Here is a 10,585-nt window from a genome sequence, read left to right on the forward strand (position 1 = left end):
CCCGATCGCAGACATGCTCACGCGTCTGCGCAACGCCAACCAGGCGTACCACGATGCGGTCTCCATGCCGTACAGCAAGCTCAAGCAGGGTGTCGCCGACATCCTCAAGCAGGAGGGCTACATCACCTCCTACGAGGTCACCGAGCCGGCCGAGGGCGAGGTCGGCAAGACGCTGACCATCACGCTCAAGTACGGCCGCAACCGGGAGCGCTCCATCGCGGGCGTTCGCCGCATCAGCAAGCCCGGTCTGCGCGTGTACGCCAAGCACACGGGTCTCCCGAAGGTGCTCGGCGGCCTGGGCGTCGCGATCATCTCGACGAGCCAGGGCCTGCTGACCGACCGCCAGGCCAACCAGAAGGGCGTGGGTGGGGAAGTCCTCGCCTACGTCTGGTAACGACGAGACCGAGAAGGAGATCTAGAAGCATGTCGCGTATTGGCAAGCTCCCCGTCGCGGTCCCGTCGGGTGTCGACGTCGCCATCGACGGCGCGCACGTGACCGTCAAGGGCCCCAAGGGCACCCTGTCGCACACCGTGGCCGCGCCCATCACCGTCGAGAAGGGTGACGGCGTCCTCGACGTCAAGCGCCCCGACGACGAGCGTCAGAGCCGCGCTCTGCACGGCCTCACCCGCACCCTGGTCAACAACATGGTCGTGGGTGTGACCGAGGGCTACGAGAAGCGTCTCGAGATCGTCGGCGTGGGTTACCGCGTCCTGTCCAAGGGCCCGACCCAGCTGGAGTTCCAGCTCGGCTACTCCCACCCCATCACGTTCAACGCGCCCGAGGGCATCACCTTCACGGTGGACGGCCCGACGAAGCTCGGCGTGCAGGGCATCGACAAGCAGCTCGTCGGTGAGGTCGCGGCGAACATCCGCAAGCTCCGCAAGCCCGAGCCGTACAAGGGCAAGGGCGTCCGCTACGCCGGCGAGCAGATCCGCCGCAAGGTCGGAAAGGCCGGTAAGTAACCATGGCGATCTCGCTTTCGAACAACAAGCACACCGCTGCGCGGACCAAGTCGCGCCTGCGTCGCCAGGTCCGGGGCCGCAAGAAGGTCTCCGGCACCGCCGAGCGTCCGCGCCTGGTCGTCACCCGCTCCGCGAAGCACATCAGCGTCCAGGTCGTCGACGACCTGGTCGGCAAGACGCTCGCGTCGGCCTCCACCATGGAGTCGGACCTGCGCGGCTTCGCCGGTGACAAGACCGCCAAGGCCAAGAAGGTCGGCGAGCTGGTGGCCGAGCGGGCGAAGTCCGCTGGCGTCGACGGCGTCGTCTTCGACCGTGCCGGCAACAAGTACCACGGTCGCGTCGCGGCCCTGGCGGAGGGCGCCCGCGAGGGCGGCCTGACCTTCTGATCGCGATAGATACGCAAGAAGAGAGAAGAGGAACAGTCTCATGAGCGGAGCCCAGCGCGGACAGCGCGGTGGCGAGCGCCGTGGTGGACGCGACGACCGTCGCGGCCAGGGTGCTGACAAGACCGCCTACATCGAGCGCGTCGTTGCGATCAACCGTGTCGCCAAGGTCGTGAAGGGTGGTCGTCGCTTCAGCTTCACCGCCCTCGTGATCGTCGGCGACGGCGAAGGTCTGGTCGGCGTCGGCTACGGCAAGGCCAAGGAAGTCCCCGCGGCGATCGCCAAGGGTGTCGAGGAGGCGAAGAAGCACTTCTTCCGCGTCCCCCGCATCCAGGGCACGATCCCGCACCCCGTCCAGGGTGAGAAGGCTGCTGGCGTGGTCATGCTGCGTCCCGCCGCTCCCGGTACCGGTGTGATCGCCGGCGGCCCGGTGCGTGCGGTGCTCGAGTGCGCCGGCATCCACGACATCCTGAGCAAGTCGCTCGGGTCGTCGAACCAGATCAACATCGTCCACGCGACGGTGGAGGCCCTGAAGATGCTCGAGCAGCCCGAGGCCGTCGCGGCCCGCCGTGGCCTGCCGGTCGAGGAGGTCGCTCCGGCGGCGCTGCTCAAGGCCCGCGTCGAGGTGCCGGCCGGTGTGTCCGAGGAGGTGTCCTCCTGATGGCGCAGCTCAAGGTCCAGCAGAAGAGGGGCGTCGTCGGCATCAAGGCCAACCAGCGCGAGACCCTGCGCACGCTCGGTCTCAAGCGCATCGGCGACGTCGTGGTGAAGGAGGACCGCCCGGAGATCCGCGGCATGGTCAACACCGTCCGTCACCTCGTGACGGTCGAGGAGGTCGAGTGACATGACGCTCAAGCTGCACAACCTGCGTCCCGCCAAGGGCGCCAAGACCGCCAAGACGCGCGTCGGCCGTGGTGAGGCCTCCAAGGGCAAGACCGCGGGCCGCGGTACCAAGGGCACCAAGGCTCGCTACCAGGTCCCCTCCGCCTTCGAGGGTGGGCAGATGCCCATCCACATGCGGCTCCCGAAGCTCAAGGGCTTCAAGAACCCCAACAAGGTGGAGTTCCAGGTCGTCAACCTCGACCGCCTGGGCGAGCTCTTCCCCGAGGGTGGCGCCGTGACGGTCGACGACCTGGTCGCCAAGGGCGCCGTCCGCGACGGCCTGCCCGTCAAGGTTCTGGGCCAGGGTGACCTGTCCGTGGCCGTCCAGGTGAGCGCGAACGCGTTCTCGGCGAAGGCCTTGGAGAAGATCGAGGCCGCCGGCGGCACCACCACCGTGGTGTGACCGACGGGTGACCCGAGTCAGCGCGTTGGGCGCGGCAGTCCTGCCACCGGCAGGACCGTCCGCGCCCGTCGCGCTTTCGGGGCCCGTCACCTGCGCCTGTTAGGCTTCCCCGGGTCCTTGCGTTCGAGTCGCAGGGACCGCCTCACGCTTGGAGAAAGAGGATCTCGTGCTGAGCGCGTTCGCGAACGCTTTCCGGACCCCGGACCTGCGGCGCAAGCTGCTGTTCGTCCTGTTGATCATCACGATCTTCCGGCTCGGGTCCCAGGTCCCGACCCCTGGCGTGGACGTCGCCAACGTCCAGTCGTGCATCGACATCGCCACCGACGGTGAGAACGCCGACCTGTACAGCATGGTCAACCTGTTCTCCGGTGGCGCGCTGCTGCAGCTGACGATCTTCGCGCTCGGCATCATGCCGTACATCACCGCGAGCATCATCTTGCAGCTGCTGGTCGTGGTGATCCCGCGGCTCGAGGCCCTGAAGAAGGAAGGCCAGTCCGGCCAGACCAAGATCACGCAGTACACCCGCTACCTGACGCTGGGCCTCGCGGTCCTCCAGGCGACGGGCATCGTCGCGCTCGCGCGCTCCGGCAACCTGCTGCAGGGCTGTGACCCCGACACCTTCCCGCTGCTGCACGACAACGGGACCGCGACCTTCCTGGTGATGGTCGTGACCATGACCGCCGGCACGGCGGTGATCATGTGGCTCGGCGAGCTGATCACCGAGCACGGCATCGGCAACGGCATGTCGCTGCTGATCTTCACCCAGGTGGTCTCGGGCTTCCCGTCCTCGCTGTGGTCGGTGCAGAGCTCCAAGGGCTGGTGGACCTTCGCGATCGTCCTGATCATCGGCTTCGTCGTGATCGCCGCCGTCATCTTCGTCGAGCAGGCCCAGCGCCGCATCCCCGTCCAGTACGCCCGCCGGATGGTCGGGCGCAAGATGTTCGGCGGCAGCTCGACCTACATCCCGCTCAAGGTCAACCAGGCCGGCGTCATCCCGGTCATCTTCGCTTCGTCGCTGCTCTACCTGCCGGCGATGCTGGTGTCGTTCAACCCGAGCAACGACTCCGCGTGGGCGCAGTTCATCAACGACTACCTCGTGCGAGGCAGCCACCCGCTCTACATGCTGTCGTTCTTCCTGCTGATCGTCTTCTTCACCTACTTCTACGTCTCGATCACCTTCAACCCCCAAGAGGTGGCCGACAACATGAAGAAGTACGGCGGGTTCATCCCCGGCATCCGGGCGGGCAAGCCGACCGAGGACTACCTGTCCTACGTGCTCTCGCGCATCACGTTCCCGGGCGCGCTCTACCTGGGCCTGATCGCGCTGATCCCGCTCATCGCCTTCGCGGTGATCGGTGCCAACCAGAACTTCCCGTTCGGCGGCACGAGCATCCTGATCATGGTCGGCGTCGCGCTCGACACGGTGAAGCAGATCGAGAGCCAGCTCCAGCAGCGCAACTACGAAGGGTTCCTGCGCTGATATGCGATGGATCACCAACGACTGCGCCGGGGTGCCGCGCCCTGCGACAATGCCGGTGACATGCGACTGATCATCATGGGCCCCCCAGGGGCCGGCAAGGGCACCCAGGCGAAGTTCATCGCCGACCACTTCAAGATCCCCGCGATCTCGACCGGCGACATCTTCCGCGCCAACGTCTCCGAGGGCACGCCCCTCGGTGTCGAGGCGAAGCGGTACATGGACGCGGGGGAGTACGTCCCCGACGAGGTCACCAACCGGATGGTCCGCAACCGGATCGACGAGCCGGACGCCGCCAACGGCTTCCTCCTCGACGGCTACCCGCGCACGGTCGCCCAGGTCGAGGAGCTCGACGGGATGATCGAGTTCACCGGGCATCACCTCGACGCGGTCGTCTGCCTCACGGTCGACCAGGAGGAGATCGTGAGCCGGCTCCTGCAGCGGGCTCAGGTCGAGGGTCGCGCCGACGACACCGAGGACGTCATCCGACGGCGCCAGGAGGTCTACCTCAAGGAGACCGAGCCGCTGATCGAGACCTACAAGAAGCGCGGGATCGTCCACGAGATCGACGGCATGGGCGAGGTCGACGAGGTCACGGCGCGCATCTTCGACGCCCTGGACGTCGTCCCCGAGTCCTGAGCCCACGCTGATGGGATTCCTCGACCGCGGCGTCGAGATCAAGACACCCGACCAGATCGACGGCATGCGCAAGGCCGGCCTGGTGGTCGGGCAGACCCTCGAGCTGCTGCGCGGCTCGGTCCGGGCGGGCATCACGACCGGCGAGCTGGACGCGATCGCGGAGGACAACATCCGCTCGTCCGGAGCGACGCCGTCGTTCAAGGGCTACCACGGCTTCCCCGGCTCGATCTGCGCCTCGGTCAACGACGAGGTCGTCCACGGCATCCCCGGTGACCGGGTGATCGCGGAGGGCGACGTCGTGTCGATCGACTGCGGAGCGATCGTCGACGGGTGGCACGGCGATGCGGCCATCACGGTCGGGGTCGGGCCGGTGCGCGAGGAGCTCACCCGGCTGATGCGCGTCACCGAGGAGGCGATGTGGCGCGGCATCGCCGCGGCCCGCCTCGGTGGCCGGGTCACCGACATCTCCCACGCGGTCGAGCGCCACGTGCGCAGCCAGGGTCGCTACGGCATCCTCGAGGACTACACCGGCCACGGCATCGGCTCCCAGATGCACCAGCCGCCGAACGTCCCCAACTACGGACGACCGGGCAAGGGGCCCCGCCTGGTCGAGGGACTCGCCCTGGCGGTCGAGCCGATGATCACGCTCGGCACCAAGGACACCTCCACGCTCGAGGACGACTGGACCGTCGTCACCGACGACGGCAGCTGGGCCGCCCACTTCGAGCACACCTTCACGATCACCGCGCGAGGGACCTGGGTGCTCACCGCCCTCGACGGCGGCGAGGCCGCGCTCACCGCGCTCGGGGTGCCGTTCGGCGGTCGCTGACCAGCGCCGATCCCCTCGACCCCGCGCTGGTTGGCTCCCGGGGTCGTGCGCGTGACAGGATGGGCGAGCCAGGAGGGGAGTATTCCCGTCACGGTGGTGTCGTCAGGACGGCCCGGGCTCGTGTCCGGACCCGGTGCCATCGGCTCGAGTCCCGCGCTGATCCGTGCGGACCCGAGCGGAAGAGACCTCCGGAGACCCGACCATGCCCGCGTACGACGTACGTTGGCCCCCTGGCCACTCCGGAGGAGAACCACAGATGAATGCCATCATGGGCGACTCGGTCGCTTCGCCGCTCGTGTGGGCGATCACGATCGTCGTCACGGTCGGCGTCCTGTTCGTCGACCTCGTGATCATCGCGCGCCGACCGCACGAGCCGACGATGCCGGAGGTGAGCCGGCACCTGGTGTTCTTCATCGGGCTGGCGGTGCTGTTCGGGCTCGCGCTCTGGTTCTTCGCCGAGCCGCACGAGCTCTCGCCGCACCCGGGTCCGGAGTTCTTCGCAGGGTGGCTGACCGAGTACTCGCTCTCGATCGACAACCTGTTCATCTTCATCATCATCATGGCCAACTTCTCGGTCCCACGGCAGTACCAGCAGACGGCGCTGATGATCGGCATCGTGCTGGCCCTGGTCATGCGGGCGATCTTCATCATCGTCGGCGCCGCGGCGATCAACGAGTTCAGCTGGGTGTTCTACCTCTTCGGCGCGTTCCTGCTCTGGACGGCGGTCAAGCTCGCCAAGGAGGGCTCGAACGACGACGACCAGGAGGAGTACGAGGAGAACCGGCTCGTGCGGTTCGCCGAGAAGCACCTGCCGGCGACGAGCGAGTGGAACGGCACCAAGCTGTTCAGCAAGCAGAACGGCAAGCGGTTGATCACCCCGATGTTCCTCGTGGTGCTCACCCTCGGGACGACCGACCTCCTCTTCGCCCTCGACTCGATCCCCGCGATCTACGGCCTGACCCGCGACCCCTACCTGGTGTTCACGGCGAACGTCTTCGCCCTGATGGGCCTGCGCCAGCTCTACTTCCTCATCGGTGGCCTGCTCCAGCGCCTCATCTACCTCTCCTACGGGCTGGCGATCCTGCTCGGGTTCATCGGCGTCAAGCTCGTGCTCCACGCGATGCACGAGAACGAGCTGCCGTTCATCAACGGCGGCGAGCACATCGAGTGGGCGCCCGACATCCCGATCTGGCTCTCGCTGGTGGTCATCGTCGGCACGCTCGCCGTCACGGCGGTGGTCAGCCTGGCGGTGTCCTCGCGCATGACCAAGGCCGAGATCGAGAAGCGCACGATCTCAATGGGCGACGACTGATCCGGAGGCGGCTCGCGCGCGCCCTCGGCGGAATGGATCCGAGCCCTCGCCGGTTGGCACCAGGGTGAGTGACCGTCGTACCGCCCTGTCCGTGCTCGACCTGGTGCCCGTACGCACCGACCAGACGACCGGCGACGCGGTCGCGGCCACGCTCTCGCTGGCCCGCGTGGCCGACGACCTCGGCTACACCCGCTACTGGTTGGCCGAGCACCACAACATGCCGGCGGTGGCGGCGACGAACCCACCGGTCCTGATCGGTCTGGTCGCCGGCGCCACCACGCGGATCCGGGTGGGCTCGGGCGGCGTGATGCTGCCCAACCACGCCCCGCTGGTGGTCGCCGAGCAGTTCGCGCTGCTCGAGGCGGCCTTCCCGGGCCGCATCGACCTCGGCATCGGCCGGGCGCCGGGCAGCGACCCGGTCACCAGCTACGCGCTGCGCCACGGAGCCGGAGGAGTCAGCGACGAGGCGGTGACGCGCTTCCCGGAGTACGTCGACAACGTGCTCGCGATGATGGAGCCCGACGGAGTCGGTCTCGGCATCCAGGGCCGGACCTACCCGCTCAAGGCGACCCCCGCCGCCCGTTCGGTGCCGACGATCTGGCTGCTCGGGTCCTCGGACTACTCGGCGCGGCTGGCGGCCCAGAAGGGCATGCCCTACGTCTTCGCCCACCACTTCTCGGGCAGCGGCACCGCCGAGGCGCTGGCGCTCTACCGCTCGTCGTTCCAGCCCTCGCCCGAGCTCGCCGAGCCGCGGACGTTCCTCACGGTCAACGCCGTGATCGCCGAGACCGCCGAGGAGGCACGACGCCTCGCACTGCCGCAGCTGCTCGCGATGCTGACGCTGCGCACCGGGGGAGAGCTGGCGCCCCAGCTCTCGGTCGAGGAGGCCGAGAAGGTCGAGCTGCCCCCCGCCCACGTCGAGCTGGTCGAGTCGATGGCGCAGCGGTGGGTCATCGACGCCCCTGAGCGTGCGCGGGCACGGATCGAGGAGCTCGCGGCGACGTACGACGTCGACGAGGTCATGGTCCACCCGGTCGCCGGCGCCTGGACCGGCACCGAGCCCGCGGCGAGCCCGGCCCGCGAGGAGACGCTGCGACTCCTCGCGGGCTGAGGGCCCTCGACCTCCCCGGGCCGGTGGATCTCGAGACACGTCGCAGTCCGTGGCGCTGGCGCGCCCCGGTCTGCCGACGCTCTCGACCTCCCCGGCTGACCCCTGCGCCGCGAGCGAGCTCGCGTCCCAGGGGCCGGTGAATTCGCGGATCTCTGGCGTGGGTGGCTAGACTGGCGTGTCGGCCCAACGTGGGTCTGCTTCGTGGTGCCTCGCGGCTGCCCGCATCGCCACCGAATCACTCTGCCGAGTGGTTCGGTCGTGTGCCCGGGATGAGGACCACGAGCGGCCGCACGAGGTCCACCGCCGCCCTCGGGCGACGGAGGTTCGCGGGCCACCCGACACCGGAAAGAACGCCGGTGGCGGTGCAGCAACGGTAGACACAGAACCGACAGATTGTGGAGGACATGCCGAAGAAAGAAGGCGTGATCGAGATCGAGGGCACCGTCGTGGAGGCCCTCCCGAACGCGATGTTCCGCGTGGAGCTGAGCAACGGCCACAAGGTTCTCGCCCACATCAGCGGCAAGATGCGCCAGCACTACATCCGGATCCTCCCCGAGGACCGCGTCATGGTGATCTGCGAGAACCCGCGCCACAAGCAGCGCCAGGGCTGAGTCAGCCCAGCACCACAACTGAACACCACAACGTGATCGCTGAGGGATCTCTACTTCAGATCCCGAGCCACCTCCGGAGCAGCAGGCCGGAGCCCGTCCGACGAGGGACAGGACGCGACACGACCGAAACCGCTGCGAACAACAGAAGGAAACCGCCACATGGCACGCCTCGTTGGTGTCGACCTCCCGCGCGACAAGCGCATCGAGATCGCACTCACCTACATCTACGGCATCGGCCGTACTCGCGCTCAGCAGGTCCTGCAGGCCACCGGGGTCAACCCCGACCTGCGGGTCCACCAGCTGGGCGACGAAGAGCTGGTCAAGCTCCGTGACGAGATCGAAGCCAACTTCAAGATCGAGGGTGACCTCCGTCGTGAGGTCCAGGCCGACATCCGTCGCAAGATCGAGATCGGCAGCTACCAGGGTCGCCGCCACCGCCAGGGCCTTCCGGTCCGCGGTCAGCGCACCAAGACCAACGCGCGCACCCGCAAGGGCCCCAAGCGCACGGTTGCCGGCAAGAAGAAGGCCAAGTGATCCGACGCCTCGGCGTCTCACTGACCTCGAACTCACAGACCAGCTACTTCAGGAGATAACTGCATGCCTCCCAAGAGCCGCACTGCGGCCGGCGCCAAGAAGGTGCGCCGCAAGGAGAAGAAGAACGTCGCCGTGGGCGAGGCCCACATCAAGAGCACGTTCAACAACACGATCGTGACGATCACCGACCCGACCGGTGCGGTGATCTCGTGGGCCTCGGCCGGCACCGTCGGCTTCAAGGGCTCGCGCAAGTCGACCCCGTTCGCCGCTCAGATGGCAGCCGAGGCTGCCGGTCGTCGGGCGATGGAGCACGGCATGAAGAAGATCGACGTCTTCGTGAAGGGCCCGGGCTCGGGCCGCGAGACGGCGATCCGTTCGCTGGGTGCGATCGGCCTCGAGGTCGGCACCATCCAGGACGTCACGCCCGCGCCCCACAACGGCTGCCGCCCGCCCAAGCGCCGCCGCGTCTGATACCGACCCGAGAACAGGAGACTTGTAGCTATGGCCCGTTACACCGGACCTATGACCAAGAAGTCGCGCCGCCTCGGTGTCGACCTCGTCGGTGGCGACTCGGCGTACGAGCGTCGCCCCTACCCCCCCGGCCAGCACGGCCGCGGCCGCATCAAGGAGAGCGAGTACCTCCTCCAGCTTCGTGAGAAGCAGAAGGCTCGCTTCACCTACGGCGTCCTCGAGAAGCAGTTCCACAACTACTACACCGAGGCCTCGCGTCGCTCCGGCAAGACCGGTGACAACCTGCTCCAGCTGCTGGAGTGCCGCCTGGACAACGTGGTCTACCGCGCCGGCTTCGCCCGGACCCGTCGCCACGCTCGCCAGCTGGTCACCCACGGCCACTTCAAGGTGAACGGCAAGAAGGTCGACATCCCGTCCTTCCAGGTCACCGCCCACGACGTCATCGACGTGCGGGAGAAGTCGCTGGAGATGACCCCGTTCATCGTCGCCCGTGAGACCCACGGCGAGCGCGTCGTCCCGGCGTGGCTCGAGGCGATCCCGTCGCGGATGCGGATCCTGGTGCACCAGCTCCCCGTCCGGGCGCAGATCGACATCCCGGTCCAAGAGCAGCTCATCGTCGAGTACTACTCGAAGAAGTGACCCTCGAGGGTGCCCCGTCTCGACGGGGCACCCTCCACCCACCTTCCGTCACCAGCACATTCGGGCCCTTCAAATAGCGGTCGGACCCGGAAAGGAAAGAACAAGTGCTCATTGCACAGCGCCCCACCCTGTCGGAAGAGTCCGTCGACGAGTTCCGCTCGAGGTTCGTGATCGAGCCGCTGGAGCCCGGCTTCGGCTACACGCTGGGCAACTCGCTCCGCCGTACGCTGCTCAGCTCGATCCCGGGTGCCTCGGTCACGAGCATCAAGATCGACAACGTCCTCCACGAGTTCTCGACCATCGAGGGCGTCAAGGAGGACGTCACCGAGAT

The 10,585-nt window shown here is 67.7% G+C and carries 15 protein-coding genes and 1 pseudogene; all 16 read left to right on the forward strand.

Features of this window, described 5'->3' with window-relative positions; all coding sequences use genetic code 11:
• The coding region (rpsH, locus tag Q0L15_RS11255; RefSeq protein ID WP_296604406.1) for a 30S ribosomal protein S8 at positions 1-394 on the forward strand (394 nt) is incomplete at its 5' end.
• A gap of 29 nt (positions 395-423) precedes the next feature.
• Entirely contained in the window at positions 424-963 is a 540-nt protein-coding gene (gene rplF, locus Q0L15_RS11260) for a 50S ribosomal protein L6 (RefSeq protein ID WP_296604408.1), read from the forward strand.
• A 2-nt stretch (positions 964-965) separates the two neighbouring features.
• Positions 966-1,349, forward strand: coding sequence for a 50S ribosomal protein L18 (gene rplR / locus Q0L15_RS11265; RefSeq protein ID WP_296604409.1), 384 nt, complete (start codon positions 966-968; stop codon positions 1,347-1,349).
• Positions 1,350-1,389: 40 nt separating this feature from the next.
• A complete protein-coding gene (gene rpsE, locus Q0L15_RS11270) occupies positions 1,390-2,007 on the forward strand; it encodes a 30S ribosomal protein S5 (protein WP_296604410.1) in 618 nt (205 codons plus the stop codon).
• The gene (gene rpmD, locus Q0L15_RS11275) at positions 2,007-2,189 is read left to right on the forward strand and encodes a 50S ribosomal protein L30 (RefSeq protein WP_296604411.1); all 183 of its coding nucleotides are present in this window, start codon (positions 2,007-2,009) and stop codon (positions 2,187-2,189) included. The genes rpsE and rpmD overlap by 1 nt, the downstream gene beginning before the upstream one ends.
• Before the next feature lies 1 nt (position 2,190).
• Positions 2,191-2,631 carry a 50S ribosomal protein L15 gene (rplO, locus tag Q0L15_RS11280; RefSeq protein ID WP_296604412.1) on the forward strand — a complete coding sequence of 147 codons (441 nt, stop codon included), beginning with the start codon at positions 2,191-2,193 and terminating at the stop codon, positions 2,629-2,631.
• A 166-nt stretch (positions 2,632-2,797) separates the two neighbouring features.
• Positions 2,798-4,111, forward strand: a complete 1,314-nt coding sequence (gene secY, locus Q0L15_RS11285; RefSeq protein WP_296604413.1) for a preprotein translocase subunit SecY — start codon at positions 2,798-2,800, stop codon at positions 4,109-4,111.
• A 60-nt stretch (positions 4,112-4,171) separates the two neighbouring features.
• Entirely contained in the window at positions 4,172-4,747 is a 576-nt protein-coding gene (locus Q0L15_RS11290) for an adenylate kinase (RefSeq protein WP_296604415.1), read from the forward strand.
• Between the two features lie 10 nt (positions 4,748-4,757).
• Complete coding sequence (gene map, locus Q0L15_RS11295) at positions 4,758-5,576, forward strand: type I methionyl aminopeptidase (RefSeq protein ID WP_296604417.1); 819 nt, start codon at positions 4,758-4,760, stop codon at positions 5,574-5,576.
• A 256-nt stretch (positions 5,577-5,832) separates the two neighbouring features.
• A complete protein-coding gene (locus Q0L15_RS11300; protein ID WP_296604419.1) occupies positions 5,833-6,888 on the forward strand; it encodes a TerC family protein in 1,056 nt (351 codons plus the stop codon).
• Positions 6,889-6,952: 64 nt separating this feature from the next.
• A complete protein-coding gene (locus Q0L15_RS11305) occupies positions 6,953-7,999 on the forward strand; it encodes an LLM class flavin-dependent oxidoreductase (protein ID WP_296604420.1) in 1,047 nt (348 codons plus the stop codon).
• A 404-nt stretch (positions 8,000-8,403) separates the two neighbouring features.
• Positions 8,404-8,610 (forward strand): translation initiation factor IF-1, encoded by a 207-nt coding sequence (gene infA, locus Q0L15_RS11310; RefSeq protein WP_296604422.1) that lies wholly within the window; start codon positions 8,404-8,406, stop codon positions 8,608-8,610.
• A gap of 159 nt (positions 8,611-8,769) precedes the next feature.
• Positions 8,770-9,144, forward strand: coding sequence for a 30S ribosomal protein S13 (gene rpsM / locus Q0L15_RS11315; protein ID WP_284536118.1), 375 nt, complete (start codon positions 8,770-8,772; stop codon positions 9,142-9,144).
• Between the two features lie 63 nt (positions 9,145-9,207).
• On the forward strand, positions 9,208-9,615 hold the full coding sequence (gene rpsK / locus Q0L15_RS11320; protein WP_296604425.1) for a 30S ribosomal protein S11: 408 nt from the start codon (positions 9,208-9,210) through the stop codon (positions 9,613-9,615).
• A gap of 30 nt (positions 9,616-9,645) precedes the next feature.
• Positions 9,646-10,254, forward strand: coding sequence for a 30S ribosomal protein S4 (gene rpsD, locus Q0L15_RS11325; protein WP_296604426.1), 609 nt, complete (start codon positions 9,646-9,648; stop codon positions 10,252-10,254).
• Positions 10,255-10,421: 167 nt separating this feature from the next.
• Positions 10,422-10,585 (forward strand): annotated as a pseudogene (locus tag Q0L15_RS11330) (hypothetical protein); the annotation flags it as partial.

Source organism: Nocardioides sp. (assembly GCF_024509035.1).
In the GTDB taxonomy this organism is placed as follows: Bacteria; Actinomycetota; Actinomycetes; order Propionibacteriales; family Nocardioidaceae; genus Nocardioides.

Bases quoted from the DNA above. Each gene is read 5' to 3' on its own strand.
- rplF (WP_296604408.1), top strand. From the start codon at position 424: ATGTCGCGTATTGGCAAGCTCCCCGTCGCGGTCCCGTCGGGTGTCGAC.
- rplR (WP_296604409.1), top strand. From the start codon at position 966: ATGGCGATCTCGCTTTCGAACAACAAGCACACCGCTGCGCGGACCAAG.
- rpsE (WP_296604410.1), top strand. From the start codon at position 1,390: ATGAGCGGAGCCCAGCGCGGACAGCGCGGTGGCGAGCGCCGTGGTGGA.
- rpmD (WP_296604411.1), top strand. From the start codon at position 2,007: ATGGCGCAGCTCAAGGTCCAGCAGAAGAGGGGCGTCGTCGGCATCAAG.
- rplO (WP_296604412.1), top strand. From the start codon at position 2,191: ATGACGCTCAAGCTGCACAACCTGCGTCCCGCCAAGGGCGCCAAGACC.
- Q0L15_RS11290 (WP_296604415.1), top strand. From the start codon at position 4,172: ATGCGACTGATCATCATGGGCCCCCCAGGGGCCGGCAAGGGCACCCAG.
- map (WP_296604417.1), top strand. From the start codon at position 4,758: ATGGGATTCCTCGACCGCGGCGTCGAGATCAAGACACCCGACCAGATC.
- Q0L15_RS11300 (WP_296604419.1), top strand. From the start codon at position 5,833: ATGAATGCCATCATGGGCGACTCGGTCGCTTCGCCGCTCGTGTGGGCG.
- infA (WP_296604422.1), top strand. From the start codon at position 8,404: ATGCCGAAGAAAGAAGGCGTGATCGAGATCGAGGGCACCGTCGTGGAG.
- rpsM (WP_284536118.1), top strand. From the start codon at position 8,770: ATGGCACGCCTCGTTGGTGTCGACCTCCCGCGCGACAAGCGCATCGAG.
- rpsK (WP_296604425.1), top strand. From the start codon at position 9,208: ATGCCTCCCAAGAGCCGCACTGCGGCCGGCGCCAAGAAGGTGCGCCGC.
- rpsD (WP_296604426.1), top strand. From the start codon at position 9,646: ATGGCCCGTTACACCGGACCTATGACCAAGAAGTCGCGCCGCCTCGGT.